Annotated in this window: 30 protein-coding genes, 1 tRNA gene and 1 pseudogene; 18 read left to right on the plus strand and 14 right to left on the minus strand. The window is 61.7% G+C overall.

What is annotated here, in order from left to right; genetic code table 11:
- Window positions 1-42 precede the first annotated feature (42 nt).
- Entirely contained in the window at window positions 43-726 is a 684-nt protein-coding gene (locus MJ205_RS12005; protein WP_239808689.1) for a LexA family transcriptional regulator, read from the plus strand.
- A 529-nt stretch (window positions 727-1255) separates the two neighbouring features.
- On the opposite strand, the gene MJ205_RS12010 is transcribed toward MJ205_RS12005, so the two are convergent.
- Entirely contained in the window at window positions 1256-1981 is a 726-nt protein-coding gene (locus MJ205_RS12010) for a hypothetical protein (protein WP_239808690.1), read from the minus strand.
- 284 nt (window positions 1982-2265) lie between these two features.
- On the opposite strand from MJ205_RS12010, the gene MJ205_RS12015 reads away from it, so the two are divergent.
- From MJ205_RS12015 to MJ205_RS12025, 3 genes are read left to right on the plus strand one after another with little or no spacing between them, the layout of a single operon-like run.
- Entirely contained in the window at window positions 2266-2403 is a 138-nt protein-coding gene (locus MJ205_RS12015) for a hypothetical protein (RefSeq protein WP_239808691.1), read from the plus strand.
- Between the two features lie 33 nt (window positions 2404-2436).
- Window positions 2437-2718 carry a hypothetical protein gene (locus MJ205_RS12020; RefSeq protein WP_230772965.1) on the plus strand — a complete coding sequence of 94 codons (282 nt, stop codon included), beginning with the start codon at window positions 2437-2439 and terminating at the stop codon, window positions 2716-2718.
- A complete protein-coding gene (locus tag MJ205_RS12025) occupies window positions 2715-3317 on the plus strand; it encodes a hypothetical protein (RefSeq protein WP_239808692.1) in 603 nt (200 codons plus the stop codon). Before MJ205_RS12020 ends, MJ205_RS12025 begins: the two co-directional genes overlap by 4 nt.
- A gap of 58 nt (window positions 3318-3375) precedes the next feature.
- On the opposite strand, the gene MJ205_RS12030 is transcribed toward MJ205_RS12025, so the two are convergent.
- Entirely contained in the window at window positions 3376-3834 is a 459-nt protein-coding gene (locus MJ205_RS12030) for an Arc family DNA-binding protein (RefSeq protein WP_239808693.1), read from the minus strand.
- A gap of 120 nt (window positions 3835-3954) precedes the next feature.
- Between MJ205_RS12030 and MJ205_RS23785 the strand changes: the two genes are divergently transcribed.
- The 8 genes from MJ205_RS23785 (at window position 3955) to MJ205_RS12065 (ending at window position 9338) form a co-directional block, all read left to right on the plus strand.
- Window positions 3955-4128: an Arc family DNA-binding protein gene (locus tag MJ205_RS23785; RefSeq protein ID WP_446715026.1), complete on the plus strand. Its 174-nt coding sequence runs from the start codon at window positions 3955-3957 to the stop codon at window positions 4126-4128.
- On the plus strand, window positions 4125-4940 hold the full coding sequence (locus MJ205_RS12035) for a BRO-N domain-containing protein (protein WP_239808694.1): 816 nt from the start codon (window positions 4125-4127) through the stop codon (window positions 4938-4940). Before MJ205_RS23785 ends, MJ205_RS12035 begins: the two co-directional genes overlap by 4 nt.
- 78 nt (window positions 4941-5018) lie before the next feature.
- Window positions 5019-5816: a hypothetical protein gene (locus MJ205_RS12040; RefSeq protein WP_239808695.1), complete on the plus strand. Its 798-nt coding sequence runs from the start codon at window positions 5019-5021 to the stop codon at window positions 5814-5816.
- A complete protein-coding gene (locus MJ205_RS12045) occupies window positions 5813-6253 on the plus strand; it encodes a hypothetical protein (RefSeq protein WP_239808696.1) in 441 nt (146 codons plus the stop codon). The genes MJ205_RS12040 and MJ205_RS12045 overlap by 4 nt, the downstream gene beginning before the upstream one ends.
- A gap of 3 nt (window positions 6254-6256) precedes the next feature.
- Entirely contained in the window at window positions 6257-6889 is a 633-nt protein-coding gene (locus tag MJ205_RS12050) for a hypothetical protein (RefSeq protein ID WP_239808697.1), read from the plus strand.
- Window positions 6886-7404, plus strand: a complete 519-nt coding sequence (locus MJ205_RS12055) for a hypothetical protein (RefSeq protein ID WP_239808698.1) — start codon at window positions 6886-6888, stop codon at window positions 7402-7404. Before MJ205_RS12050 ends, MJ205_RS12055 begins: the two co-directional genes overlap by 4 nt.
- Before the next feature lie 154 nt (window positions 7405-7558).
- A complete protein-coding gene (locus MJ205_RS12060) occupies window positions 7559-7966 on the plus strand; it encodes a hypothetical protein (RefSeq protein ID WP_239808699.1) in 408 nt (135 codons plus the stop codon).
- Window positions 7967-8126: 160 nt separating this feature from the next.
- The gene (locus MJ205_RS12065; protein ID WP_239808700.1) at window positions 8127-9338 is read left to right on the plus strand and encodes a site-specific integrase; all 1212 of its coding nucleotides are present in this window, start codon (window positions 8127-8129) and stop codon (window positions 9336-9338) included.
- 84 nt (window positions 9339-9422) lie between these two features.
- On the opposite strand, the gene MJ205_RS12070 is transcribed toward MJ205_RS12065, so the two are convergent.
- From MJ205_RS12070 to cysS, 6 genes and pseudogenes are all read right to left on the minus strand, one after another.
- Window positions 9423-9515 (minus strand) — tRNA-Ser (locus MJ205_RS12070).
- A gap of 25 nt (window positions 9516-9540) precedes the next feature.
- The gene (locus MJ205_RS12075) at window positions 9541-10821 is read right to left on the minus strand and encodes an aspartate kinase (RefSeq protein WP_239808701.1); all 1281 of its coding nucleotides are present in this window, start codon (window positions 10819-10821) and stop codon (window positions 9541-9543) included.
- Between the two features lie 77 nt (window positions 10822-10898).
- Window positions 10899-11870: a tRNA lysidine(34) synthetase TilS gene (gene tilS / locus MJ205_RS12080; protein WP_239808702.1), complete on the minus strand. Its 972-nt coding sequence runs from the start codon at window positions 11868-11870 to the stop codon at window positions 10899-10901.
- Window positions 11871-11956: 86 nt separating this feature from the next.
- Window positions 11957-12930: pseudogene (locus MJ205_RS12085) on the minus strand (acetyl-CoA carboxylase carboxyltransferase subunit alpha).
- A gap of 77 nt (window positions 12931-13007) precedes the next feature.
- Window positions 13008-13658 carry a DNA-3-methyladenine glycosylase family protein gene (locus MJ205_RS12090; RefSeq protein ID WP_239808703.1) on the minus strand — a complete coding sequence of 217 codons (651 nt, stop codon included), beginning with the start codon at window positions 13656-13658 and terminating at the stop codon, window positions 13008-13010.
- 57 nt (window positions 13659-13715) lie between these two features.
- Complete coding sequence (cysS, locus tag MJ205_RS12095; RefSeq protein WP_239808704.1) at window positions 13716-15101, minus strand: cysteine--tRNA ligase; 1386 nt, start codon at window positions 15099-15101, stop codon at window positions 13716-13718.
- 313 nt (window positions 15102-15414) lie between these two features.
- Between cysS and MJ205_RS12100 the strand changes: the two genes are divergently transcribed.
- From MJ205_RS12100 to MJ205_RS12120, 5 genes are all read left to right on the plus strand, one after another.
- The gene (locus tag MJ205_RS12100) at window positions 15415-15984 is read left to right on the plus strand and encodes a tetratricopeptide repeat protein (protein ID WP_239808705.1); all 570 of its coding nucleotides are present in this window, start codon (window positions 15415-15417) and stop codon (window positions 15982-15984) included.
- A gap of 208 nt (window positions 15985-16192) precedes the next feature.
- On the plus strand, window positions 16193-16720 hold the full coding sequence (locus MJ205_RS12105; protein ID WP_021026743.1) for a peptidylprolyl isomerase: 528 nt from the start codon (window positions 16193-16195) through the stop codon (window positions 16718-16720).
- A 68-nt stretch (window positions 16721-16788) separates the two neighbouring features.
- Window positions 16789-17295, plus strand: a complete 507-nt coding sequence (locus MJ205_RS12110) for a peptidylprolyl isomerase (RefSeq protein ID WP_239808706.1) — start codon at window positions 16789-16791, stop codon at window positions 17293-17295.
- Between the two features lie 18 nt (window positions 17296-17313).
- The gene (locus MJ205_RS12115; protein ID WP_239808707.1) at window positions 17314-18174 is read left to right on the plus strand and encodes a UDP-2,3-diacylglucosamine diphosphatase; all 861 of its coding nucleotides are present in this window, start codon (window positions 17314-17316) and stop codon (window positions 18172-18174) included.
- A gap of 4 nt (window positions 18175-18178) precedes the next feature.
- Window positions 18179-19003 (plus strand): M90 family metallopeptidase, encoded by an 825-nt coding sequence (locus tag MJ205_RS12120; protein WP_239808708.1) that lies wholly within the window; start codon window positions 18179-18181, stop codon window positions 19001-19003.
- Between the two features lie 12 nt (window positions 19004-19015).
- Here the strand turns inward: MJ205_RS12120 and MJ205_RS12125 are convergent, their stop codons facing one another.
- The 5 genes from MJ205_RS12125 to MJ205_RS12145 form a co-directional block, all read right to left on the minus strand.
- A complete protein-coding gene (locus MJ205_RS12125; RefSeq protein ID WP_239808709.1) occupies window positions 19016-19684 on the minus strand; it encodes an alpha/beta hydrolase in 669 nt (222 codons plus the stop codon).
- Between the two features lie 131 nt (window positions 19685-19815).
- Window positions 19816-20373: an NADPH-dependent FMN reductase gene (locus MJ205_RS12130; protein WP_239808710.1), complete on the minus strand. Its 558-nt coding sequence runs from the start codon at window positions 20371-20373 to the stop codon at window positions 19816-19818.
- 112 nt (window positions 20374-20485) lie between these two features.
- Complete coding sequence (locus MJ205_RS12135) at window positions 20486-22102, minus strand: ArnT family glycosyltransferase (protein ID WP_239808711.1); 1617 nt, start codon at window positions 22100-22102, stop codon at window positions 20486-20488.
- A gap of 3 nt (window positions 22103-22105) precedes the next feature.
- The gene (locus MJ205_RS12140; RefSeq protein ID WP_239808712.1) at window positions 22106-22702 is read right to left on the minus strand and encodes a phosphatase PAP2 family protein; all 597 of its coding nucleotides are present in this window, start codon (window positions 22700-22702) and stop codon (window positions 22106-22108) included.
- Window positions 22703-22994: 292 nt separating this feature from the next.
- Window positions 22995-23708 carry an ABC transporter ATP-binding protein gene (locus MJ205_RS12145; protein ID WP_230772983.1) on the minus strand — a complete coding sequence of 238 codons (714 nt, stop codon included), beginning with the start codon at window positions 23706-23708 and terminating at the stop codon, window positions 22995-22997.
- 79 nt (window positions 23709-23787) lie between these two features.
- On the opposite strand from MJ205_RS12145, the gene MJ205_RS12150 reads away from it, so the two are divergent.
- Entirely contained in the window at window positions 23788-24402 is a 615-nt protein-coding gene (locus MJ205_RS12150) for an arylesterase (protein ID WP_239808713.1), read from the plus strand.
- A 145-nt stretch (window positions 24403-24547) separates the two neighbouring features.
- On the opposite strand, the gene MJ205_RS12155 is transcribed toward MJ205_RS12150, so the two are convergent.
- On the minus strand, window positions 24548-25789 hold the full coding sequence (locus MJ205_RS12155) for a PLP-dependent transferase (protein WP_239808714.1): 1242 nt from the start codon (window positions 25787-25789) through the stop codon (window positions 24548-24550).
- Window positions 25790-25834 lie beyond the last annotated feature (45 nt).

Below are 25834 nucleotides of genomic sequence, written 5' to 3' on the forward strand. Positions count from 1 at the left end.
CTCGGCAAGCACGCTAACCAAAACAACAAGTAAGCTAACGTTATGAGCACGCTTCAAGAACGCATCGCGGAAATCATGGCGACCGCCGGCCTATCGGTTGGGGACATTGCAGACATCGCAGGGGTGTCTTCGTCGGCTGTCACTCAATGGAAGGAGGGCCCGACTAAGACGATCAAGACTGCACCAGCGACACGTTTGTCCGAAAAGACTGGCTACCGAGCCATGTGGATCGCAACTGGGGACGGTCCCAAGAAAATGCAGGATGATGGGCTGACTTCTCTCACGCCTATTGATTTAGAGAACAATCCCGATTACCCGGCGATTCAGCGTGTGCGATTCAAGCTGTCTGCGGGCGCCTCTGGCTTCAGTGTTGAATACGACAAGGGTCGGGGTGCTCCAATCGTGTTCCAGCGCGAATGGTTTGAGCGCAATGGCTACAGGCCTAACAAACTCTTTGCGACTGATGTGGCGAATGGCAGTATGGAACCTGGCCTTTATGACGGGGACACTGTGATCGTGAATACAGAGCAATCCGAGCCTAAGGATGGGCGGGTTTTTGCCGTGAACTACGAGGGGGAACTTGTCATTAAGCGCCTGATTCGAGATGAGGGGCAATGGTGGCTGTCTTCAGACAATCCTGACCAGCGTCGCTATCCGCGCAAAGCGTGTCATGCGGACGTTCACCTCATCGGAGAAATCATCCATAAACAGAGTGAGAGACTCTGAGATCAATCCACGCATCCAGCCCGCCCTTAGGCGGGTTTTTTTCGCCCGAATGCAGCATGCTTACTTCAAGATGTAAGTATGCTTGACAATTTAAGTTAGCACACTTACATTACATTCCATCGTAGCAACGAAGCGATCCAGCCACCCCGAAGCGATTGGTATGCGTAGGGGCCTAAGCCGGTGAATCACCGCCGGCAGCTGGAGGCCAGGCCCAACACACCGGGATGGCCACGCAGCAGTTGCACCAGGCGATGGGTGCCAGTGATCGAGCGAGCCCCCTCCAGGTCTTTAAAAAGTCAGCAGCCGATGTTGCCTGCCCCGCCAGTGGGGCATTCGTCCGGCCAATTGCACCAGCGGGCACGGCCGCTGCTCTGCGCGGTGCCCAGCCGTAGCCCTGCAAGGCTCAACTGGTGAGGTGAATGCGACCAAGAACAGGAACGGCAACGCTGGTTGGAATGCCAGCGCGCCTACCCGGAGCGTATCCGGGCGGGAAACCCAAGCCTTGTGACAGAGGGCTTAGGTTTCCGCTTTATAACGGAAGAATTTGCCAAGCTGAACCGATTCCAAAGGCAGCTTTGCATTTCGGGCATGACTCGGAAATCACCGGGATGACGCTCCCGCAGTTTGGACAGGATCCTTTAGGGGCACTATCGAGAAGCGCTTGGTCACTGGCCTCTTTGAGGGCCTTTAAATCCCGCATCTCAAGAACGGGGTCCTTCCAATCAGAGGCAACGCTCAATCTGCGCATAGCAGCTACGTACGATTCTCGATCTATTACACCAGCTGCGCATTGCTGATCCAGGACGCTTGTTCTCTGAGCAATCCAGGCAGGGTCCAAACGTCGTAACTTTACGAAGACGGGAGCCAACGCGATGCGGAGAGCACTTGGCTCCATGCCCGAATAGTGAAGATGAATCTCTCCAAAGTTGGTGATGAGAGTCAAAAAGGTGTGGATTTTGGTACGTGTAGATATCAGATTGAGTACCGTCGCAATTGCCATTCCTTGAAGCGCTCCTTCAACCCCAAAGCCACCCCCAACAAAGCCACCCCCCGTGGTCACAGATCCAGGACCGGAAATATCTAGCTCGGCAAGCTCGGCATAGCTGAATGATGCCGTTCTACCTGGCCCGATGAAATTGACAGATTTCTCTTCAAACTGCACGCTCAACGTGCCTCCAGCTGCAAACGGAAATCCGTTCGCGCCCAGCACAGTACACCCCTCCAAGCGAAGCTGACCCTCAGCAGACATTGACATTCGTAACCTCCTGTATCTGGAGATTATTAATCGGTTTTCGCCGGTCCATGCGCGTCCTCCTCCGCGTTTGGTTCGCCCTTTGGGGCCCGGCACCCTTCAACCCAGCCCGCCACCTGAGCGGGCGCTTTCTTTTCTGGAGCCCAACATGGCTGAAAACAACTCTTCCGCTCCCTTCCGCTGCGGCAGCTGCGGTGCTCCCGTTGAACGCGAACCACAGCCAGGCGAAGGCCTGCCCTGCGGCCACTGATAACCCCGCCCACTTGGGCACTGACAACGGAGCCGCTATGGCCGAACAAATCACCCTCGCCTATCGCCTCTTCAACATGCGCCGCTGGGCCGGCGCCAGCTGGTTCAAAGCTGCTGCCTGGGCCCTCGGCCTGGTGTGGCGCAACGCGCGCACCGAATTGCGCGCACGCCTTTAACCCGTCACCACTTAACCGAGAAGGAGCCGATACATGGCACAGACTAAGACCCTGGAAGAGATTGGATTGATTGCCGTCGAGTTGCACCAATGCACCAAGCGCCGGAAGGAGGCCAGCGACAACCTCAAAGCGGCTTATGTGCGCTGGGCCCACGGCACGGGTACTTTTCATCGCATAGAACGAGACAGCGATGAATGGGACCGGATGATGGTTGCGACCGATCCGGAGTACCAGCTGCAGGAAGCCGCAAAGCGCAAGGAGCGCAACGCGCTGCGCCGGCTGCACAGCGCAATTGCGAGAGGGGTGCAGCTTTGAAAGCGCTGGAAATAACGGGCGAAGAGACAGCCGCCGATCTGGTCAAACAATTGGTGGCGCTGCGCATGCTGGCCCGGCAAAACGTGCGAACCCGCAGGCAATCCGGTGAGCTGCTGGCGGGATACAGGGCAAAACTGGCGCTCACAGCCGTAGGGTCTGATGACTGGACCCTAACAAACCACTTGATCGCGGCAATCGAAGAAAACCGTCTCGCCTGCGAATTCCATGAAATTGAAATTGGCAAGTACTTGATGTTCCTTTGCCATGAAATGGATCAGAAGGTGCCCCGGGCGCTGATTTTTGACGCCATCAACACCAGCCATGCAGACCGAGACACCGAGGATGTGCGCAAGTATGGCGATAAATCTCACCACTTGATCTGCATCCTGGACCTTGAAAACTCCGCGACCCAAGATGATGACATCGAGATCCGGCCGCTGAAGTGGTGCCACACGATGGCATTTATGAACGCCATGCAGACCAACGGGAAGCTGAGCAAGGCTGTGCACGACATAGCCAATGAAACCTTTGGTGGCGCGTTTGGCGAGTTTCGGGAAACGCCGCTTATGGATCGTCTGGCAGGAACATCTGTTCAATGACGCTGCTAAAAACAGAAAACGGCACCTCACCGTTTTTGACTACGCCGTCGTAGAGAGATCAGTTCTTTTTACTACTGACGCGACCCTTCGCCTTTCGGCCGTAGCTAGTTATAGCGGAGTCGATGAATTGCTCCATGAATGAAAGCTGCTTGGCCCGCTCGTCATCAGTAGCGCCGTCGGAAATCTTGGTTAACCCCAGGGCCACTTGCGGTTTAGCCTTCTCAACTTCTTCCTTGAGGCTTTGAATCAATGCTTTTTCATCAGGCTTCAATTCGCCAATCAAAGCCGCCGCCTCCGCCATAGCCATGAGGTTGAAAGCTAGTTGTCGGCGCAAATCGTAAATCTGCTTCGCTTGATCAACGATTAAGTCCGGTGAGGCGCCGGCCTCAAAGCTACCTTGAAGTCGATCAACAACTTCAGCATTGAGCGTTCGAGTGCTTGCCGTGGCAGCAGCTTCAATGCGCGCCTTCAACTCAGCGGGCAAGCGGATCTTCATCTGTGGGTCTTCACGGCTCATGACGCAATCATAGACCACGGTGGTGCAAAGACCACATCATCAAGCAAGGAATTATAGAAATGGACCACGGTGGTGTACATTTAGTTAACGGACCACGGTGGTCCAAAGAAGGAGCAGCAAATGCTTAAGAACGCAGACACCGGACAGTTCAAAGTGCGGCTGCCTCTAGAGCTTAAGCAATGGCTCCAAGGGCAAGCCGAAGCCCAACGCCGAAGCCTCACCGCTGAAGTGATTATTAGGCTTGAATCAACCCGCCCCCAAGCGCCAGACGCGCAGAAAGGAACCCCGCCATGAGCACCATCCTTCTCCACCGACTGGAGAACATCACCGTTCGCACAGTCCAGATCGACGGCAAGACCTACTTTGTCGGCAAGGACGCAGCCGCATCGTTGGGCTACGCAAATGAATCGGACGCGCTGAACACGCATTGCCGTGGGGTCGCCAAACGCTACCCCATCCCCGATGCGCTCGGCCGGCTGCAGGACACTCGAATCATTGACGAGCCGGATCTGATGCGCCTCATCGTTAACAGCACCCTACCCACCGCCGAACGGGTTGAGCGCTGGGTGTTTGAGGAGGTGCTGCCAAGCATCCGCCAGACCGGCGGCTACCAAGCTGCCCCGCGCACCCCCGGCGAGATGCTGCTGGCCAGCGCGCAGGCCCTGCTGGCTGTTGAGCAAAAGCAGGCCGAGATTAAAGCTGATGTTGCGCGCCTGGAGGGGCAAGTGCAGGACCTGGCCGAATCCCGAGTTTGGGACCACTGCCCGCAAAACTGCGAGCCCATCAGCAAGATCGTGGACAGGATGAACAAGCGCTATGCCCTGCCGGATTGGGTTATCCACCGGGTCATGCGCGAGCTGCCAACGAGCCCCAAGCCGCATGCCATGGTGCGCAACCACCGCGAAGAGGCGCGGGGCTCCCAGTATGTGGTTTACGCCGTGGCTGACATCACCCGGCTCTTTGCCCAGTTCGTGAAGGACTGCGTGCAGGAGACGCCTACCCTCTGGTCGCACCGCGACATTGAGAAGCGCTTTCAGCTCATGCCTGACGGCCGCAAGCCAAAGCCCCTCAAGGCACACGCCAAAGCCGAGATGGCTGCAGCGTGACCCACCAAAGCGAAACCCCTGAGCGCTCTGACCTGCTCAAGGGTTTCTAGATCCGAAACCATTCCAAGGAAACGAACCATGTCCGAGATTATCCCTCGTTCGACGGAAAACGCCACTGAGGCGCGTGCCAACCCCAAGCAAGGCCGCAACCCTCGCCCTCAGCCTCCGATGCGCTGCAATGCGCCAGCGCTACCAGAGCCACTGGACGCCGAAGACTTGCGCACTCGAGCACATGAGATTGGGATTCACTGGTGGTCGATCATCGATAGCATCTTGATGACCCATCGGAATCACGATCGCATCTACCCAGAGCCACTTGAGCCGTTGCCACAGTGGGCGGTTGAGCGACTGCAGGACCAGGGGCGGCACCGCAGCAGCGAAGAGGAGTTCTCTCGCACCGGCCGCCTGTTGAAAGAATGGCTGCGTTTGACCTCGGGGGAAGGCTCAGAGCATTTCTTTGAAATCTGGACCAGCAATGGCGCCAGGCTGTCTGTTCGCCACGAGTCTTGGGTAAAAGCGGCAGATGTTCTGATCGAGCTTAAAAAGGAGCACCCCACGGCCTTCATAGCGCGCGTCCACAAGCTTTCTGGGCCACCACGCGGACAAATCCTGCAGCCGGAGCTGCTGGACACCCTCATAGGCGCTGTCGATCACATCGGAACTGGTTTCGCGGATGACGAGGAAGAGTACACCGTTCAGGATGAAACTGGCCGGCAGGTGTCCGTCTTGGCTACCACTCTGCGCCAGCACCCCATCTACGAGCGCCTCAACACTCGCGGCAAGGAATCGCTGGACCATTACCTGAATGAAGACAAACCCCGCAAGGACGCTATCCGCAAGGCGGCAGCTGAGCGCGATGCCGGGGCAGCGCCATGACCGCGGTTGCAGCCTTCAAAACCACGGCCACGCCTGAGCGCACGGTTCCCAGAGGGGTCGAGGCAACCGCCGTGACACCGATGGGCGCCCGGGAGCAGCTGACCCAGTGCAGAGGGCTCCACCTCCTGCAGACGCACTGTCAGTTGTTCGGCGACTTCATCTGCGCCCACGATGTGATCGAGGTGGATTTCGACCAGCGCCGCATCAAAGGGGATGCCGGATACATGATCGCCTTTCGCCATTCAGACGACTACAGCTGGTACGGGGTACGGCGCTTTCAGTCCCTCCCCAATTGCGAACTCTGGATGGCTGATCCCACCATCCACGGTGATGGGCAAGCCTGGCGCATGGTCACCCCCGAGCTGATGGCGAATATCGAAGTTCTCGGCATGGTGCGCGAGGTCTACAAGCCGCGCAGCAAGTTGCTGAGGAGGTAATCCATGGATGCAGTAATCACAAGGCCGCGTAAAGCGGTCAAAGCGACAGCGCGCCCAGTTGAACCCATCCCGCAGGACGAAGCGAGAGCAGCGCCTGGCGGCCATGCCAGTGGCATCCACCTGGTGAAGGACTCGGAGCGTCTGGCCTGGCCGTATGCGGATCGAGACGATGTGCTGGAAATTGATTTCGATGTGCGTGAGTACCGTGGTGAAGGGCTCTATCTGATCCATCGCCGTGCGCCGGTAGGCGAAGTTGTTGGGCCACCCGGTCGCTTCCCATTCACCTCGGCCTTTACCGGCGTGCGCAATCTGCACCGCCACAACGGCCAGTTGGAGGCGCTCACAACTACTGCAGAAGGCCGCGAGTGGAAGCCGATACCTCCTGACGAATGGGCGCGCACCACCGTGCATGGCTACGTGAAGAACATTTACCGGCGCCACGTTGTCGGCTGTGCTGAAGGCCTGTTTCTGGTGGGCCAGTTGGCGGCCGTCGGTGAGCAAGAGGACGGGAGCGCCTTTGCGCAGTTCCGCCACTCCAAGGACCGGACCATTACCGTCTCCGGCTTCACGCCCGAGGAGGCCCGCGCCCTGACGCCGCATTTCTTGAACGCCATGCGCCTGGAGCTGAAGCCATGAATGCCACCCTGGACACAAAGACGATCCCCAAAAGCCTGATCGCACCCACCTTGGCCAAGCTGGTCGAAGATTCAGTGGCAGAGGGCTGGGCACCGATCACCAAGCCTGTGTTGCGCAAGCAGCCTCCCGCTAAGTCCAAAAAGACCGCGCCAGCACGCAAGGCCGGCAAACAGATCCTGGCCCTTGTGGAAGCCGCCTCGCTCACAACGCACCTTGCGGCAGCCGAAGCGAATGAGGACTATGCATATGGCGCCCATCACCTCACCGATTGGCTGTACGAAAAGTGCGCCAGGGAGGTGGCCGCGATCAAGGATGACCTCTCTGAAGCGGTCAGTCTCATGGCGATCATTCAGGCTGACATCGTGTCTGTAGCGGATGTCCTGGAAAAGCTGCCGGAGCCATTAGCGGCGCCAGTGTTCAAGGTGATAGTGGCCGCCCTCCGGCATGCAATGGAGATTGCGCTTGCTGTGGAAGATCCGCCAGTTGTACCAGTGAAGGCACGGAGGCTTAAATGACGCGCCACTACAGCCCACCACCCCCACCACGGCCGCAGCGCACCGGCTCGCCCTTTGACATCCTTAAAGAGATTGCGGAGCGCCGGGCCCGCGCCGCCCAGCCGCCCACCATCCAGACCCAACCACAGAAGGATGGGAACACGAAGGAAAAACTATGACCAAGACGATGATCTTGACCGGGGACAACAACATTCCCGCCCTACCGATGACCGAGGCCCAGGTAAACCACCTGCGCCGGCTGCTGGCCTGGCTGCGCTGCGAGTACATGCTGGATGGAGACATGCAGCGCGGATTTATCAATGCCGTGGTCAAGTGCCACGAAACGGGCATCGCTACAGGCCGAAATGCTCAAGACCTTCTGCAGGAGAAGGCGGAGCAGATCAACCAGGTGCCCGCATACGTGCGCCAGGCCCACAAGATGCTCAGCAAGGCCCTGCTGGAGCATGACAAGCGATCCGGCGTTGTCGAAGGCTGCAGGTCAGACGAAAACCTGCAGGCCATGCCGGTGAGCGAGAAACCTGCAGGTGCATTGATTTCGATCAGAACCAGAAAGGAGCCATGATGGCCGCACGATTTGTACGCATTGTCAAATTCTGCGCAGAGACTGGATACTCGGATCGCGCAGTTGAGACGAAGATTCACCGGGGAGTTTGGATTGAAGGCAAGGAATACGTCCGCGCCCCGGACAATAATATTTTGATCGATATGGAAGGTTACAACCAATGGGCCGCAAAGCAACGACAGGAGGTGTTAGACCGCGAGGCGACCGCATAGAGGTTCGTTTCACCTGGAATGGAAAACAGGTCTCCCCTACGCTTGATCTTCGCCCCACTGCCGCAAACCTCAAACATGCGGCTCGGGTGCGAGCCACCATAGTCGAAGAAATAAAGCATGGCACCTTCAGCTTTGCAGCACATTTCCCCGACTACAAGCACCTGCAGCAACACCAGCCAGAGAGCGAGGCTGGCATGCGAACCTTTCTAGAGTGGTCGAAGGTATGGGTTACCCTCTCCGCTCGGAGCTTGGAGCATTCCACGCATGCCATTTATGTCCGTCATCTAAATGCATATTGGGTGCCTGCATTCGGAAACCTACGGCCAGAGAAAATAAGCCATGAAATGGTATTAACTCACTTGGCAACATTGAGCAAAGACCGAATGGACTTGGAAACCGGGCGCAAAATGAAAGGACTATCGCGGAAAACTCAGAATAATATTCTGATCCCACTGCGTGGAGTTTTCGACCTGATATGCAAACCACCAAGCCGAGTTAGCAACCCAGTTGAAGGAATAGATAATCAGAAGATCCAAAAAGCCAACCCTGACCCTTTTGCACCTGATGAGGTCGAATTGATCCTAAAGGAGATGCAAAAGCGTTTTGGGGAGGTAATGACAGATTATTTTGAATTCTCATTCTTTGCTGGGTTACGGGCAAGCGAGCATATCGCGCTGAGGTGGGAGGATGTGGACTTACGGAAGTCCACTGTGCTGGTTCGCCGCTCCAAGGTGATGACTATGGAAAAAGACCGCACCAAAACCAACGTTGAACGCACGGTGGAGCTTAACCAGCGCGCCGCCAGTGTGATCCAGCGCCAGCGCGCAAGGACTGCAGCAATGAATGCGGAGGTGTTCTATAACCCGAACACGGGAGCGCCCTATCACGACGAGCAGTCGCAGCGCAGAGCCTGGCGCATCACCTTGCGCGCCATCGGCGTGCGATACAGGGCGCCCAAGGAATGCCGGGACACCAGCGTAACCCTGGCGCTCATGGCCGGCGCGAATCCCATGTGGGTGGCCATGCAGCACGGGCACTCTGTGCAGGTGATGATGCGCGACTATGCAAAGTGGATTCCGTCAGCAGATCGAGGCGCCAACCTCGCAGCGGTCAATGCTGCGATCACCAACCAGGCCACACCCCGAAAAGAAGCGATTTAGGGATGGATTAGGGATGACTTGAGAGCGCACCACCCATGCATAGAAAAAGCCCCAAGTGAATCAATCACTTGGGGCTTATCTTTTTGGCGGAAACGGAGGGATTCGAACCCTCGATGAGGCTCTACACCCCATACTCCCTTAGCAGGGGAGCACCTTCGGCCACTCGGTCACGTTTCCAATACAGCTATTCTAACCTGAAAAATCAGGCCGATTTGGAAACTTCTGCAGAATCCAGACCAAAAGCGGTGTGCAGCGCGCGAACGGCCAGTTCCAGGTACTTCTCATCGATCACGACCGAGGTCTTGATTTCGGAGGTGGAAATCATCTGGATGTTGATGCCCTCTTCGGCCAGTGCGCGGAACATCGTCGATGCGACGCCCACGTGGCTGCGCATGCCGATGCCGACAATGCTCACCTTGCAGATGTTGGGGTTGCCGATGACTTCGTCAGCGCCGAGCTTGGGCACCACTTCGTCGCGCAGCAGCTCAACGGTGCGGTTGAAGTCGCCCTGGTTCACGGTGAAGCTGAAGTCGGTCTTGCCGTCCTTGCCGATGTTTTGCAGGATCACATCCACATCGATGTTGGCGTCTGCCACCGGACCCAGGATCTGGTAGGCGATGCCGGGGGTGTCAGGCACGCCACGGACAGAGATTTTGGCTTCGCTACGGTTGAAAGCGATACCGGATACGACGGCCTTTTCCATCTTTTCGTCTTCCTCAAATGTGATCAGAGTGCCCGATTTGGCCTCTTCATCCAATGCAATATCCCAGGGCGTGAAGCTCGACAGCACACGCATTGGCACTTTGTACTTGCCGGCAAATTCCACCGAGCGGATCTGCAGCACCTTGGAGCCCAGGCTCGCCATCTCCAGCATTTCCTCAAAGCTCACGGTCTTGAGGCGCTGTGCGGCCGACACCACACGCGGGTCGGTGGTGTAGACACCATCAACATCGGTATAAATCAGGCACTCGGCAGCCTTGAGGGCGGCTGCCACGGCGACGGCCGAGGTGTCCGAGCCGCCACGGCCCAGGGTCGTGATGTTGCCGTTCGGGTCAATGCCCTGGAAACCGGTGACGATCACCACGCGGCCGGCGTCCAGATCGGCCCGCACGCGCTGGTCATCGATCGATTCAATACGCGCCTTGGTGTAGCTGTCGTCGGTGCGCACCGGCACCTGCCAGCCGGTGTAGCTGACCGAAGGAACGCCCTCGGCCTGCAGCGCAATGGCCAGCAGGGCCGACGAGGCCTGCTCGCCAGTGGCGGCCAGCATGTCCAGCTCACGGTAATAGGACTTGTCTGCGCGGCTGGGTGCCAGCTCACTGGCCAGACCCAACAGACGGTTGGTTTCGCCACTCATGGCGCTGGGCACCACCACCATCTGGTGGCCAGCCCTTGCCCACTTGGCGACGCGTTTGGCGACATTGCGGATGCGCTCGGAAGAGCCCATCGACGTGCCGCCGTACTTATGAACGATCAGTGCCATTGAATATCACGATGACGAAACACGAAGCTCGGCGTTGATGCAAAGTGTTTTGGCACGCCGTCGGAATCGTACATTAGTCAGACCAAAACTGGCGGATTGTACCAATCGATGACATCTCTGTGGCGCTGTATATACCCATGGCCCACTTTTATATGGATTTGGTGGCCCCGCGTGGTGCAGCACTGCAGCTGCAGCAGCAGTTGCGCCAACTGCGCGGCACTGGGCGTTTGGCCATGGGCTGTGCGCAACCAGTAGCGCAAGACATTGGCCATGCGGGCCTCGGTCAGCGCCTGCAGCGCGCGGATGCGCGGTGGCGAGCCAGTGGCCTGCAGATCGATCTGCGCCAGGTCATCGAGCAGTTCGGCCGCCTGCGCCGCATGGGCGCTGCTGCGTGCCACCGTCTGCGCGATCTGCGGAAAGGCCTGCACCAGTGCGGGCATGACCTGCTGGCGGATGCGGTTGCGTGTGTAGCGCGTGTTGGTGTTGCTGGGGTCTTCCACCCAGGCAATGCCCAACGCAGCCAGATCAGCGCGGATCTGCGCACTGCCCAGCGCCAGATAGGGCCGCGCCCACTGCAGGCCTGCGCGCTGCCACTGCGGGCGCATGCCTGCCAGCCCGGCCACCCCGGCACCGCGCGACAGTGCCAGCACCACGGTCTCGACCTGGTCATCGGCATGCTGGGCCAGCGCAATGGTCTGGATGGCGCCCTGCCCTGCATCAGCGGCAGCCAGCACGGCCTCGGTCAACGCCCGGTAGCGCGCAATGCGTGCCGCATCCTCCGGGCTTTGGCCAGGTTGCGCATGCGCGTTCACCGCCGCCACCTGCAAAGGCACTGCCCAGGCAGTGCATTGGGCACGGCAATGGGCCTCAAACACAGCCGCCGCCGCCTGCAGCCCGTGGTTGATGTGGATGGCATGCACCTGGCCGGGAAAGCGCTGCAGGCAAGCCCAGAGCAACGCCGTGGAATCCGCCCCGCCGCTGTAGGCTACCGCCAATGGCAGTACGGGCTGCCAGCCGTTCAGCGCAGCAACAATGGCGGGCTCAGCCATGGCACGCACTCCACAGCAAAAAGCCTCCGCAACGGGAGGCTTGGCAGCAGCAGCGGCGCAGCATCAGCAGCGGCCGGCAGCGGGCATCAATGTTCTGCCTTGGTGTCCGAGAAACGGCCATAGCTTTGCAGGCGCTCATAGCGGCGGTCCAGCAGCTCGGCGGGCTTGAGGTCAGCCAGCTGGCGGAAGGCATCGCTCAGGCCGCGCTTGAGCAGTGCCGCCATTTGCTTGTGGTCACGGTGGGCACCGCCTACAGGCTCGTGGATGATCTTGTCGATCAGACCCAAGGCCTTGAGGCGGTGCGCGGTGATGCCCATCGCATCGGCCGCTTCCTGGGCCTTGTCGCTGGTCTTCCACAGGATGGAGGCGCAGCCTTCGGGGCTGATGGTCGAGTACACCGAGTACTGCAGCATCAGCACCTGGTCGGCCACCGAGATACCCAGCGCGCCGCCGGAGCCGCCTTCACCGATGATGGTGGAGATGATCGGCACTTCCAGCTGCGCCATTTCATAGATGTTGCGGCCAATGGCTTCGGACTGGCCGCGCTCTTCGGCATCAATGCCGGGGTAGGCGCCAGGCGTGTCGACAAAGGTGAACACCGGCAGCTTGAATTTCTCGGCGGTCTTCATCAGGCGCAGCGCCTTGCGGTAGCCCTCGGGCTTGCTCATGCCGAAGTTGCGCAGGGTGCGCTCCTTGGTGTCGCGCCCCTTTTGGTGGCCCACCACCATGCAGGGGTTGCCATTGAAGCGTGCCAGGCCGCCTACGATGGACAGGTCGTCGGCAAAGTGGCGGTCACCATGCATTTCAACGAAATCGGTGAAGATCTCGTTCACATAGTCCAGGGTGTAGGGGCGCTCGGGATGGCGTGCGATCTTGGTGATCTGCCAGGGGAGAGCTCGCTGTAGATGTCCTTGGTCAGCTGCTGGCTTTTCTTGCTGAGCTGATCGATCTCTTCAGAGATATCGACTGCGCTTTCGCTTTGCACATAGCGCAGTTCATCAATTTTGGTTTCCAGCTCCGCAATCGGTTGCTCGAAATCCAGGAATGTTCTTTTCGCCAAAATGATTCTCCTCGAGAAAAGCCGCAGGCAGCCTTCTCATAACGACCGACAGTGTAACCGCATGCGGCCAAACCAGATCAATCTGCATCCTGCCCCAGTGGCATGGCATTCTGGGATCGCCAGATCAGCCAGGCCGCCACACTGGCCCAGGGTTGCCAGGCCTGGGCCACCTCGCGCGCATCGCTGCGGCTGACGGCCTCGCCCGAAAAATAATGGTCGCTGATGCCCTGCAGCAGCGCTGCGTCGTCGATGGCCAGCACATTGGGCCGCCCCAGATGGAACAGCAGAAACATCTCCGCGCCCCAGCGTGCGATGCCGCGCTGCGCCAGCAGCTGATCAATGACGGCATCATCGTCGACATGCACCCAGGACAGCGCATCCTTGGGCTCCTGCACAAACCACTGGGCGAGATCGCGCAGATAGCCCAGCTTGCGCTGCGGCAGGCGGATGGCCTTGGCGGCCTCGTCCGTCAGCGCCAGCATGGCCTTGGGCGTGGCTGCGCCCAGCGCTGCCACCAGCCGCTTCCACAGCTGGCGCGCCGAATTGTCCGAGAGTTGCTGCCAGACCACCGAGCGCATCAGCAGCGCAAAGCCGTCCGCCTCGCGGCGCAGCATCTCACCGGCATACAGCGGCGCGAGCCGGCGCATCACCCGGTCCTTGCGGGCCAGGTGTTTGCAGGCGGCAGCCCAGTCTTCCGCTGACAGCGGTTTATTGCTGATACCAGGCATAGGGCTAGACGGACCGCGTCAACGCCAGGGACAAAGTCAGACTACCCACAGCGCGCATCAGGCCCCTGCCTGCACGACCGTCCAGGTCGTGCCTTGGGCGGAGTCCTTGAGCTCCACCCCTTGGGCCAGCAGCTCGGCGCGGATGCGGTCAGATTCCGCATAGTTCTTGGCCGCCTTGGCTGCAGCTCGCAGTGCAATCTGCGCCTCTACATAAGCGGCATCCACGCTAGCACCCGCCTGCAGGTAGGCGGCAGGGTCGGCCTGCAGCAAACCCAAGGTAGCGGCCAAGGCCTTGAGCAGCCCCGCCACCGCAGGCGATTTGCTGCGGTTGACTTCGGCAGCTAGCTCAAACAGCACCGCCACCGCCTCGGGTGTGCCAAAGTCCTCGTCCATCGCCGCCTTGAAGCGCGCTGCGCTCGGCTGGCTCCAGTCGATGGTCACAGGCTCTGCCGGCACCAGGCTCAGCGCGGTGTAGAGGCGCTTCAGGGCATTGCGGGCATCGTCCAGATGCACATCGCTGTAATTGAGCGGGCTGCGGTAATGGGTGCGCACCACAAAGAAGCGGATGGTTTCTGCATCGTAGCGCTTGAGCACATCGCGGATCGTGAAGAAATTGCCCAGGGACTTGGACATCTTCTCGTTGTCGACGTTGATGAAGCCGTTGTGCATCCACATCCTGGCCAGCGGCTGGCCGTGTGCGCCTTCGCTCTGCGCAATTTCGTTTTCGTGGTGGGGGAACTGCAGGTCAGCGCCGCCGCCATGGATGTCGAAAGTCTCGCCCAGCAGGGCGCAGCTCATCGCCGAGCACTCGATGTGCCAGCCCGGCCGGCCCGTGCCATAGCTGCTTTGCCATTTGGCCTCGTCCGGCTCGGTGGGTTTGGCGCTCTTCCACAGCACAAAATCCAGTGGGTCATCCTTGCCGTCCTGCACGGCCACGCGTTCACCGGCATTGAGCTCATCGAGCGACTTGCCCGACAGCTTGCCGTAGCCCGGGAACTTGCGCACGGCGTAGTTCACATCGCCGCCCTCGGTGCGGTAGGCCAGGCCTTTTTCCTCCAGCTGCGAGATGATGGACAGCATCTGCGGCACGTACTCGGTCGCACGGGGCTCATGGGTGGGGCGCTCGATGCCCAGTGCATCGGCGTCCTGGTGCAGGGCCTCGATCATGCGGTCGGTCAGGCTGCGGATGGTCTCGCCGTTCTCCACAGCGCGGCGGATGATCTTGTCCTCGATGTCGGTGACATTGCGCACATAGGTCACCTTGAGGCCGCTGACACGCAACCAGCGCTGCACCACATCGAACGCCAGCATCGAGCGCGCATGTCCCAGATGACAGAGGTCATAGACCGTCATGCCGCATACATACATGCGGACATGGCCCTGCTCGATCGGAACAAATGACTCCAGCGCACGCGAAAGCGTGTTGTAGATGCGCAAACTCATGAAAAATTAGCGTGGTTGTGGTTGAGAGGGAAGGACGCCTGGCGCCCCACGCCGGTCCGCACCCACCCTCTGCAAAGAGACTGGTGTGCGGGTTGTGCAGAGCCTGCTTGGGGCAGAGCCGCCCGGCAGGAACCGCCGAACCATGTATGGTAGCTGATGCCGACACCATGCCCTGCAAACCATGGCCGCCCGCCGTTCCGGGGCGCCAGCCCCCTCAGCTACAATGCGCTGCAGTATAAGCCTGCAGGCCACTTGCACGCGCCCAGCGTGCCCGAACCCTATGAAGTTAGTCAGTTGCCTTTTCTCCCCCCTGATGCCTCGTGCTGCCTTGCTGGCGCTCGCACTGAGCTGCGGTGCCGCCTATGCGGACGATTACGCAGCCGTGGAAAAGCTGATTCAGTCCGGCCAGACCGCATTGGCCCTGGAGCAGCTGGAGCCCAAGATCCAGCAAGCGCCGCGTGACCCGCAATGGCGCTTTTTGCAAGGCGTGGCCCAGATGAATGCCGGCCAGCGCGATGAAGCCACGGCCACCTTCGAAAAGCTGGTGCAGGAATACCCCGAGCTGCCCGAGCCCTACAACAACCTGGCCGTGCTCTACGCCCAGAACAACCAGCTGGAAAAAGCCAGCCGTGCGCTGCAGGATGCCGTGCGGGCCAACCCCGGCTATGCCACCGCTTATGAGAACCTGGGCGACATCTATATCCGCCTGGCCGAGCAATCGCTGAGCAAGGCCAGCAGCCTGGCGCCCGCCCAGCAGGCGCGGCTGCAGCCCAAGATCAGCAGCCTGCGTCTGCTGGTGACGCGGGCCCAGCCTTCAGCAGCCGCAGCGCCAGCCACTGCCGCACCGGCGGCACCGGCAGCGGCGCCTGACGCAAAAAAGTAAAGGCCTTGCCTTGAATCTTGCACCGTTGGCCCTCAACTCGGTGCAACGCCCACGCTGCAACGCCGATGACTTGCGCGCAGCGCAGCATGCATTGCGGACAGCGCAGTGCCCTGTGCTGGCCATCTACCGTAATTGACCACAGAGGAAACCGATGCCTACCAAACGACACACTCTTTCCATTCTGGGCGGCCTGGCACTGGCCGGCGGCATGTTGCTGACCAGCGCTGCACAGGCGGCTGACCAGCCCCGCGTGAAACTGGCCACCTCGATGGGCGACATCGTTGTGGAACTCAACCCAGAAAAAGCGCCCAAGACGGTGGCCAACTTCCTGCAGTACGTGAACGACAAGTTCTACGACGGCACGATCTTCCACCGCGTGATCGGCAACTTCATGATCCAGGGCGGTGGCTTTACCCCCGACATGCAGCAAAAGCCTGCGCGCTCGCCCATCCCGCTGGAGGCCAACAACGGCCTCAAGAACAACACCTACACCATTGCAATGGCCCGCACGGCTGTGCCCGATTCGGCCACCGCGCAGTTCTTCATCAATGTGCAGAACAACGATTCGCTGAACGCCCCCAATCCCGATGGCCACGGCTACGCAGTGTTTGGCAAGGTGGTCAGCGGCAATGATGTGGTCGACAAGATCAAGGCGGTGCAAACCGGCAATGCCGGCCCGCACCAGAACGTGCCCAAGACCCCGGTCATCATCAAGTCGGCTACCGTCGTCAAGTAAATGGCTATGCCGCCTGCCTCAACCCGGCCAGCGGCGCCCTTCCCACCTTTCTCAACAGGAAACACACCATGAGCAATCCACAAGTTGAACTGCATATCAAAGACTACGGCGTGATCACGCTGGAACTCGACGCAGACAAAGCCCCCAAGTCCACCGAGAACTTCCTGAGCTACGTCAAGAGCGGCCACTATGACGGCACGATCTTCCACCGCGTGATCAACAGCTTCATGATCCAGGGCGGCGGCTTTGCTTCGGGCATGGACCAGAAGTCCACCCAGACCCCCATCCAGAACGAAGCCCAGAACGGCCTGAAGAACGACCAGTACACCGTGGCCATGGCCCGCACCAGCGATCCGCACTCGGCCACCGCCCAGTTCTTCATCAACGTCGCCAAGAACGACTTCCTGAACCACACCTCGCCCACCCCCAGCGGCTGGGGCTATGCCGTGTTCGGCAAGGTGGTCAAGGGCAACGATGTGGTCGACAAGATCAAGGCCGTCAAGACCGGCTCCAAGGGCATGCACCAAGACGTGCCCAAGGAAGAAGTGCTGATCGAAAAGGCTGTGGCGCTGTAACAGGCCGCCACCATCTGCATGGACAGCCCGACCGACACCCGAGCCGCAGACCCCGATGAGGCGCTGCGCGCCCAGTTGGCCACCACGGCAGTCCATGCCTTCGCTGCGCCCCCCGCCTGGCGCAGCATCGAATTCATCTCCGATCTGCATCTGCAACCCCAGCTGCCTCTGACCTGGCGCAGCTGGCAGCGGTACCTGCAAGCCAGTACGGCCGATGCGATCTTCATGCTGGGCGACCTGTTCGAAGCCTGGGTCGGCGACGATGCGCTCGACGAGGCAGACAGCTTTGAAGCGGCCTGCGCCCAGACCCTGCGCGAGGCCAGTGGCCAGCGCGCCCTTTTCTTCATGCACGGCAACCGCGACTTTCTGATTGGCGCGCAGTTTGCCCAACGCAGCGGCATGCAATTGCTGCCCGATCCCAGTTGCCTGGCGTTTCTGGGCCAGCGCTGGCTGCTCAGCCATGGCGATGCGCTGTGCGTCGAAGACAGCGAGTACCAGCGTTTTCGTGCGGTGGCACGCAGCCCCGCCTGGCAGCAGCAAATTCTGGCCCAGCCGCTGGCCCAGCGCCGCCAGCTGGCAGGCGCCATGCGCAGCCAGAGCGAGGCGCGCCGCATGCGTGAGGTCATCACCGCCGATGTGGATACGAAGGCCGCCCTGGCCTGGTTGCAGCAGGCCCAGGCGCCCACGCTGATCCACGGCCACACCCACCGCCCTGCCAGCCACCCCTTGGATGCAGACCACCAGCGCGTGGTACTGACCGATTGGGACACCGACCTGGAGCCGGCACGCGCCGAAGTGCTGCGCATCGATGCCGCAGGCCTGCAGCGCATCGCGCTGGACGACTACCTGGCCCGGCCGCCACAGCCGGGCGCGCGCTGATCCCATGGCCTGGCTGCACCGCACCTGGTCACGCCTGCGCGCACTGGCGCGCCCCGTGCCCGAGATACCTGCCACCCTGTGGCTGCAGGTGCTGCAAAAATACCCTTTTCTGCAAGCGCTGTCGCTCGAAGAAAAAGCCAAGCTGCGCGCCCTCAGCGCGCTGTTTCTGCGCCAAAAGCAGTTCTCGGGTGCGCATGGTCTGGTGGTGAGCGATGCGATGGCGCTGACCATTGCCGCACAGGCCTGCGTGCCGCTGCTGCACCGGGGCGAGGCGCAGCAGGCCATTGCGCTCTACGATGATTTTGTCGGCATCGTTGTACACCCTGGCACCATGGTGGCTGCGCGCGACATGCATGACGAGGCGGGCCTTATCTCGCACCGGCGCATGATGCTCGAAGGCGAAGCCATGCAGCATGGGCCCGTCACCTTGAGCTGGGCGGCCATTGCGCAAGACCCGCTGCAGCAAAACGAGCGCGGCACCAGCGTCGTCATCCACGAGTTCTGCCACAAGATCGATATGCGCAACGGCGGAGCCGATGGCTACCCGTCGCTGCCCGGCCATTTTCTGGGCCTGGCCAGCGCGGCCGAAGCACGCCAGACCTGGGAGCGCACCTGGGCATCGGCCTTTGATGCCTTTCGCCATGCGATTGCCAAATCCCAGCGCTTTGGCGAGCCCGCACCCTGGCTGGACAGCTATGGCGCCACCGCCCCGGCCGAATTTTTTGCGGTCGCCTGCGAGGCCTTTTTTGTCAACCGCCGCCACTTTGCCGAGGAATGGCCGCAGCTCGACCGCATGCTCGCCGGGCTGTTCCGCCCGGATGCCGGCTAAACATTCAAGACGTTAAACGCGCTGCGCCCCGGTCAGTGCCTGCAGCCAGGCGATGCTGTCCTGCAGCTCTTGCGGGTGCAGCTCATGGCGGCAGGGGTACTCGTGGTAGCTCAGATCCACAGGCGTGGCCTGCAGGGCCGCGCGAATCGCATGGGCCTGCGCCAGCGGAATCACATTGTCGGCCGTGCCATGGCTGATCCAGGCTTTGCGGCCGGCCAGCTGACCGGGAGCCACCTGCTCGGCGGCCATCTCGGGCAAGAGGCGGCTGTGCCACACCAGGATGGCCTGCAGCAGCTGCGGCTCGGTCAGCAGCGCCGACAGCGCCATGATGCCGCCCTGGCTGAAGCCGCCCACCACCACCCGCTCGGCAGGAATCTGCAAGGCCTGGGCCGCCTGGGCACAGGTCTGGGCGACGAGCGCACGGCTGGCTTTCTCCTGCGCAGTATCGATGGTGCGGCTGCCGTCGGGGTTCACCCCAAACTGGAACCAGGCATAGCTGCCGGGGCCCAAGGTATAAGGCGCGCGCAGGCTCAGCACATGGAACGCCGGTGGCACCATGCCCGCCAGGCCAAACAGATCCTGCTCGTTGCTGCCCACGCCATGCATCAGCACCAGCAACCAGGGTGCGCGGGTATCCGGCGCAGCGGCACGGTACAGGTGGTCAAGGGGAAGTTTCAACATGGCAGCCCTGGTCAAAAAATTGGCTGCATCGTACCGCAGCCTTGGCAACCATGGCGGGAAGCACAGCAAAACGCCTTGCGGCGGCTGAGGCCGGTGCACCGCCGCTGGCACCCCAGCCCGCCACAGATGGCTTATTTCTTCTGGTGCACAGCCACCCAGGCCAGAAAGCGCTCCATGTAGTTGCGCAAGAACTTTTCGCTGGCCTCGGCCACCTTGCCATCGGCGCTGACCAGGCCATCGGTCCAGCGGATAAAGCCTTCAGGCTGCGCCATCGCAGGCATGTCCAGAAACACCAGAATGTTGCGCAGGTGCTGCTGAGCCATCGACGTGGCCGGACCACCCGTCGAGGTGCCGATGATGCCGGCGGGAATGCCGTTCCACGCGCCACTGCCATAAGGGCGGCTGGCGCCGTCGAGTGCATTTTTCAAATAAGCCGGCACCGAGCGGTTGTGCTCGGGCGTCACGAACAGGATGCCGTTCTTGCTGCGCACCTTGTCTTTGAAAGCGGTAAACGCTGCCGGGTAGGCGTCGGCGTCGTCGTCGCGGTTGTAGAACGGCAGCGCGCTCAGGTCGAGGAACTCGAAGTCCGCCTGGTCCTGCACCAGGTTCACCAGGCCATGCGCCAGTTGCTTGTTGATCGAGGTCTTGCTGTTGCTGCCAACGATGATGCCAATTTGGGGTTTTGCCACAGTCATTCTCACTTTCAGGACATGCAGAGGATGAAAGCCTCTGGTTATACCCCTGGTTTGTGACCGCCGATGTAGGCCAACGCGAACTGCGCTGCCCTACCGGCGCTGTGAATCACTGCGCCGTGCCCCTGCCGCAGGCCTGGCCCGCCTGCAGCTGCCAGACCTGGGTGCTGCCCAGGTGCAGTGCTGGTGCAGCCGACGCCAACGGCGGCATCTGGCGTTGGGCCGCCTCGGTGCTGCCCACGACCCACAGGCGCTGCTGCGGATGCGCGCAGGCGTACGCCTGCAAGGCCTGCGCATCCAGCAGCAGGCTATTGCCCCGCTGCGGCGCAAACTGCGCTGCATCGCTCAGCTCCTTCGTCCAGTTGTCGGCCTGCTGGCCCTCGGTGGTCCAGTCATCCACGACCAGCGGAGCTGCCATCGCAGGCAGGTAAAAAGGCACTTCGTAGTACAGGTGCTCCAGCATCACCAAGCGGTCGGCCGGCTGCACCGGCAGGCTGCGCAGTGCGCGCCACTGGGCCTTGGCAGGCACGGCCACCGTGCCCAGCACCACGGCCAAGGCCACACACAACAGCGCGGCCAGCGCGGCCGCGTGCCGGCCCCAGCGCTGCCAGCCAGCGGCCTGCACCAGGCGCACCACCGCATAAGCCAGTGGCGGCAGCGCGGGCAGCACATAGCCTACGATCTTGCTGTGCGGCACCGAGAAGAACAGCACGATGACGGCAAACCAGACCAGCATCAGCCGGTCCAGGCTCTGCACCAAGGGCTGCGCGGCGGGCCGTGCCGCCTGCGGTGGCTGCGATCCGGCAACGGCCTTGCGCCGCCCACTGCGCCAGCCAGCGGCCAGCGCCCAGCCCGTCCAGGGCAACGCGGCCAGCGCGATCACGGCAACATAGAACCACCTGGGCTGGGGGTTGTTGAAGCTGCTGCCGGTGTAGCGCTGAAAGTGCTGGGTCACAAAAAAGTAGTGGAAAAAGCCGCTGTGCCGTGCCTGCGCCATCCAGACCCAGGGGCCGGCAATCAGCAGCACCGGCAGCCATGCCGCTGCATGCAAAGGCAGCCACCATTGGCGCCAGCGCCGCTCCCACACCAGCCAGAGGGCCCAGACCATGCCGGGCAGCACCAGCGCAATCAAGCCCTTGGCCAGAAAACCCAGCCCGGCCCAGACGCCGGCCGCAGCCAGCCAGCCCATCCAGGCCATGCCGCGGATGCGGCCCGTGGCCGGGCGCGCCTCCAGGGTCGCCATCGCGGCGCTGCAAATGCAGGCGGTCAGGCAGCCGGCCAACAGCATGTCCATATTGGCGTACTGCGCGGCCATATAGGTATAGGGCATCGTCACCAGCACCACCGCCGCAGCGACAGCCACCGACAGGCTGGCATAGCGCTTGAGCAACACCAACAAGGACATGGCCGCCAGCCATGCGCCCAGCAGCGATGGCAGGCGCGCCACCCATTCATGCACACCCGCAACCTGGAAGCCGGTGGCCGCCAGCCAGTAGTACAGCGGCGGCTTGTGGAAAAACGGCAGGCCGTTGAGTGCCGGCGTCACCCAGTCGCCACTGCGCAGCATCTGCAGCGCGGCAACGGCGTACCGCCCCTCATCCGGATCGCTGAGCGGCCGCAGCCAGGCCAGCGCCAGCAGCCACACTGCCACCAGGACCGCCATGCTGGCCTCGGTCGTCCAGGCAAAGCGGGCAGGCACCGCGCGTGCAGAAGCAAGACTGTGCATGGCTTACTCCACCGGTGCGGGCTGCGGCGATGGGCGGGGCGCTGCGGCGTCTGGCAGCGCCAGCGCAGCAGGCTCTTGCACCACCGGACCGGCATGCCGCCACAGCCAGCCATACAACAGCGCGATCACCCCGCCCAGCGCTGCGCCGGCAGTGATATCGAATGGAAAGTGCACACCGCAGTAGACACGGCCCCAGCTCACTGCCAGCGCCACCGCCACCACTGCCACGCCACCCAGGCGCAGCTGGCGCAGCCACAGCAGGCAAAAACCCAAGGTAAACAGTGCGCTGGCATGCGCGCTCGGGAGTGAGCCCCGGGCGGCATGTTCAATATAGGCGGGGCTCAGCCCCATCACGAAGGGGCGCGGATGCCCCACCCAGATGGCGAGCTGGTGCGCCAGCAGCACCGCAGCGGCGCAGCACAGCATGCTGCCCAGCAGGTACAGGCGGTCCGCCGGCCGCTTCCACCACAGCCACAGCAGCGCCGCGCCTGCCAGCGCAACGCCGTCCATGCCCAGCCAACGGGCCAGCTCCAGCACCCAAGCCGTCGGTGCAAAGCCCCCGGCCATCCATGCAAACCACTGCAGATTCCATGCATCCATCGCAAACCCCTCACACAGAAGGCCGCTCTGGATAGGTGTTCACCCGGCAACCGCGCATTCTGTAGGTTGGCACTGTGGCGGGCGGAACTTACCGATGTCTTAAGGATCCTCTGCAAAACTCCCTGCCGTGGTCTGAACGCGGGCTCGGGCGATCCGCTGCGTTGTCTTCCTTGTCAATAGCTACGGCTATTGACTGCAAAAGACGCCTTGCGCCTCATCCCGATCCGCGTCCATCCCGCTTGGCGAGGGTTTTGCAGAGGATCCTAAATGCATGGAAAAAGCGATAACGAATTTAAATTCGGCTGTCCTGCACGACCGCGCCGGCGGCAATCGTGATTACGCGCTGGCACTGGGCGGCAATGGCCCGGTCGTGCGTGACCATGACCAAGGTCGTGCCCGCCTCGCGGTTCAGGTCCATCACCAGCTGCATCACCGCCTCGCCGGTGGCAAAGTCCAGGCTGCCGGTGGGCTCGTCGGCCAGCAGCACGGCAGGCTGCACCACAAAGGCGCGCGCCAATGCCACGCGTTGCTGCTCGCCACCCGACAGCAGCTTGGGATAGTGCGACAGGCGCTGGCCCAGGCCCACGCGCTCGAGCATCGCAGTCGCCTGCTTGCGGGCATCGCGCTGTCCGGCCAGCTCCAGGGGCAGCATCACGTTCTCCAGCGCTGTCAAATTGCCCATCAATTGAAAGTTCTGAAACACAAAGCCCATCGTGCGCGCACGCAGCGCGGCCCGGTCATCTTCGCTCAGCGCAAACAGGTCCTGCCCAGCAATGCGCACCGTGCCCACGCTGGGCGTATCCAGGCCCGCCAGGATCGACAGCAAGGTGCTTTTGCCCGAGCCCGATGCACCGACAATCGCTACGGTTTCCCCTTGGGCGATGCTAAAGTCCACATCACGCAGAATGGTCAGACTGCCGGTCGAATCCGAGACCGATTTGCCCAGGCCCTGGGCCACCAACACCGCTTCAGGCGCCTGCGATTGAGAAAGCACTGCATCTGTCATGACAACCAATCTTTCCTCCAATGGTCGAGCACCCGTCACACGACGCCGGTGTCTGCGCAGCATCGTAACGGGGGCAATGATGACCTCCATCGCTATAGGTTTTACAGCACAGGCGGCTGCACCACAGGCGCCTGCCACAATTTTGGTCGTGGGCGACTCGATCAGCGCCGAATACGGCATCGCACGCGGAACGGGCTGGGTGGCGCTGCTGCAGGACAAGCTGGAAAAAAGCAAAACCGCCAACGCCTACCAGGTGCACAACGCCAGCATCAGCGGCGACACCACCGCCGGCGGCCGGGCCCGTTTTGGCCAGCTGCTGACGCAGCACAAGCCCGGCATCGTCGTGCTGGAGCTGGGCGCCAACGATGCGCTGCGCGGCCTGCCGCTGGCCAGCACCCAGGCCAACCTGGCAGCGATGGTGGACAGCGCGCAAAAGGCCGGCGCCCAGGTGCTGCTGCTGGGCATGCAGGTGCCCCCCAACTACGGCACCAAGTACACCACGGACTTTGCCCAGGTCTTCACCACCTTGGCGCGCGAGAAGAAAACCGCTGTCGTGCCCTTCTTGCTGCACGGCGTGGCCGATGTGCCCAACGCCGAGAAGAACTTCCAGGCCGACCGCATCCACCCGCTGGCCTGCGCCCACCCGCAGCTGCTCGCCAATGTCTGGCCCGAGCTGCAAAAGCTGATGAAATAAAAAATGCCGCCAGCGCGATGCGGGCGGCATTCATGGGTTTGGCTCCAGGGATCCTCTGCATGACCCTCGCCAAGCGGGATGGACGCGGATCGCCCGAGACCGCGTTCAGACCACGGCAGGGCGTTCTGCAGAGGGTCCCTTGCGTTCAGCCAAAGGCTTTTTGCAGCGCCTGGGCCAAATCCTGCTGCAGGTCATTGGCATCCTCCAGCCCGATCGCAAAGCGCACCACCATACCGGGCTGCAACTGCGACTCACCGAGCGCGCGCATGCTGCCGATCTTGTAGGGCACGACCAGGCTCACCGGGCCGCCCCAGCTGTAGGCCAGCTTGAACAGACGCAGGCTTTCGCAGAACAGGTCGATCTGCTTCTGGCCGTAGCGCGGATCGATCACCACGCTGAAAAGACCGGCTGCCGTGCCCTGCTTGCCGGCCACCGCACCAGCGCCGCACAGCTGCTGCCAATGCGCGTGGCCGGGCGATCCAGCAAACGCCGGGTGCAGCAGTTGCACGACGGCGGGATGCTCGGCCATGAAGGCGGCCAGCTGCCGGGCAGCGGCATCTTGCGCGTGGTAGCGCAGCGCGATGCTGGGCAGGCTGCGCAGCACGGTTTCGATATCGTTCACCCCCACGCCCAGGCCCAGGTGCATATGCGTGGCCTGCACCTTGCGGTGCACGGCGGCATCACGGGTCACGATGGAGCCCATCAGCACATCGCCACCGCCGCTGGGGTACTTGGTGAGCGCATGCGCCGAGACATCCACGCCCAGGCGGTAGCTGCCATCGCCATCCAGGTCAAAGCAGTTGAAGGCCAGGCCCGCGCCCCAGGTGTTGTCCAGCGCCGTGGCAATGCCTTTTTGCCGGCACAGGCGCACGAGGCCCACCAGATCGGGGAACTCCATGCTGACCGAGCCGGCCGCTTCCAGCCACACCAGCCGCGTGTTGTCCTGGATCAGGCTGGCGCAGTGGTCCACACGCATCGGGTCGTAGTAGCCGACACTGACGCCATAGCGCTGCAGCTCGCTCTCGGCAAAGCCCTTGCTTGGGCCGTAGACGTTGTCTGGCAGCAGCACATGGTCACCGCTCTTGAGCAGCGCCAACCCGATCACCGAGACCGATGCCAGGCCACTGGGCACCAGCACGCAGTGGGTGCCGCCTTCCAACGTGGCAATGCGCTCTTCCAGGATATAGGTGGTGGGCGTGCCGTGCAGGCCATAGGTGAAGGCGCTCTTGTCCTTCCATTCCCAGTTGCGCATCGCCGCCACGTTCGGGAAGAACACGCTCGAAGCCTTGAACACGCCGGGCTGCGGCGCGGCAAAGGGTGCATCGACCGTGTAGGGGTGGTGGATGATGCCGGTGATCGGCGCCTGGTTTTTGGGGGTGGAGCTCATAGCAAAAAATGTCGGTCAGAAAACGGAACAGCTGCGGGCTATTGT

Source organism: Comamonas sp. B21-038 (assembly GCF_022387135.1).
GTDB classification, from domain to species: Bacteria; Pseudomonadota; Gammaproteobacteria; order Burkholderiales; family Burkholderiaceae_C; genus Comamonas; species Comamonas sediminis.

Bases quoted from the DNA above. Each gene is read 5' to 3' on its own strand.
- MJ205_RS12005 (WP_239808689.1), top strand. From the start codon at position 43: ATGAGCACGCTTCAAGAACGCATCGCGGAAATCATGGCGACCGCCGGC.
- MJ205_RS12010 (WP_239808690.1), bottom strand. From the start codon at position 1,981: ATGTCAATGTCTGCTGAGGGTCAGCTTCGCTTGGAGGGGTGTACTGTG.
- MJ205_RS12015 (WP_239808691.1), top strand. From the start codon at position 2,266: ATGGCCGAACAAATCACCCTCGCCTATCGCCTCTTCAACATGCGCCGC.
- MJ205_RS12020 (WP_230772965.1), top strand. From the start codon at position 2,437: ATGGCACAGACTAAGACCCTGGAAGAGATTGGATTGATTGCCGTCGAG.
- MJ205_RS12030 (WP_239808693.1), bottom strand. From the start codon at position 3,834: ATGAGCCGTGAAGACCCACAGATGAAGATCCGCTTGCCCGCTGAGTTG.
- MJ205_RS23785 (WP_446715026.1), top strand. From the start codon at position 3,955: ATGCTTAAGAACGCAGACACCGGACAGTTCAAAGTGCGGCTGCCTCTA.
- MJ205_RS12035 (WP_239808694.1), top strand. From the start codon at position 4,125: ATGAGCACCATCCTTCTCCACCGACTGGAGAACATCACCGTTCGCACA.
- MJ205_RS12040 (WP_239808695.1), top strand. From the start codon at position 5,019: ATGTCCGAGATTATCCCTCGTTCGACGGAAAACGCCACTGAGGCGCGT.
- MJ205_RS12045 (WP_239808696.1), top strand. From the start codon at position 5,813: ATGACCGCGGTTGCAGCCTTCAAAACCACGGCCACGCCTGAGCGCACG.
- MJ205_RS12050 (WP_239808697.1), top strand. From the start codon at position 6,257: ATGGATGCAGTAATCACAAGGCCGCGTAAAGCGGTCAAAGCGACAGCG.
- MJ205_RS12055 (WP_239808698.1), top strand. From the start codon at position 6,886: ATGAATGCCACCCTGGACACAAAGACGATCCCCAAAAGCCTGATCGCA.
- MJ205_RS12060 (WP_239808699.1), top strand. From the start codon at position 7,559: ATGACCAAGACGATGATCTTGACCGGGGACAACAACATTCCCGCCCTA.
- MJ205_RS12065 (WP_239808700.1), top strand. From the start codon at position 8,127: ATGGGCCGCAAAGCAACGACAGGAGGTGTTAGACCGCGAGGCGACCGC.
- MJ205_RS12075 (WP_239808701.1), bottom strand. From the start codon at position 10,821: ATGGCACTGATCGTTCATAAGTACGGCGGCACGTCGATGGGCTCTTCC.
- tilS (WP_239808702.1), bottom strand. From the start codon at position 11,870: ATGGCTGAGCCCGCCATTGTTGCTGCGCTGAACGGCTGGCAGCCCGTA.
- MJ205_RS12090 (WP_239808703.1), bottom strand. From the start codon at position 13,658: ATGCCTGGTATCAGCAATAAACCGCTGTCAGCGGAAGACTGGGCTGCC.
- cysS (WP_239808704.1), bottom strand. From the start codon at position 15,101: ATGAGTTTGCGCATCTACAACACGCTTTCGCGTGCGCTGGAGTCATTT.
- MJ205_RS12100 (WP_239808705.1), top strand. From the start codon at position 15,415: ATGCCTCGTGCTGCCTTGCTGGCGCTCGCACTGAGCTGCGGTGCCGCC.
- MJ205_RS12105 (WP_021026743.1), top strand. From the start codon at position 16,193: ATGTTGCTGACCAGCGCTGCACAGGCGGCTGACCAGCCCCGCGTGAAA.
- MJ205_RS12110 (WP_239808706.1), top strand. From the start codon at position 16,789: ATGAGCAATCCACAAGTTGAACTGCATATCAAAGACTACGGCGTGATC.
- MJ205_RS12115 (WP_239808707.1), top strand. From the start codon at position 17,314: ATGGACAGCCCGACCGACACCCGAGCCGCAGACCCCGATGAGGCGCTG.
- MJ205_RS12120 (WP_239808708.1), top strand. From the start codon at position 18,179: ATGGCCTGGCTGCACCGCACCTGGTCACGCCTGCGCGCACTGGCGCGC.
- MJ205_RS12125 (WP_239808709.1), bottom strand. From the start codon at position 19,684: ATGTTGAAACTTCCCCTTGACCACCTGTACCGTGCCGCTGCGCCGGAT.
- MJ205_RS12135 (WP_239808711.1), bottom strand. From the start codon at position 22,102: ATGCACAGTCTTGCTTCTGCACGCGCGGTGCCTGCCCGCTTTGCCTGG.
- MJ205_RS12140 (WP_239808712.1), bottom strand. From the start codon at position 22,702: ATGGATGCATGGAATCTGCAGTGGTTTGCATGGATGGCCGGGGGCTTT.
- MJ205_RS12145 (WP_230772983.1), bottom strand. From the start codon at position 23,708: ATGACAGATGCAGTGCTTTCTCAATCGCAGGCGCCTGAAGCGGTGTTG.
- MJ205_RS12150 (WP_239808713.1), top strand. From the start codon at position 23,788: ATGACCTCCATCGCTATAGGTTTTACAGCACAGGCGGCTGCACCACAG.
- MJ205_RS12155 (WP_239808714.1), bottom strand. From the start codon at position 25,789: ATGAGCTCCACCCCCAAAAACCAGGCGCCGATCACCGGCATCATCCAC.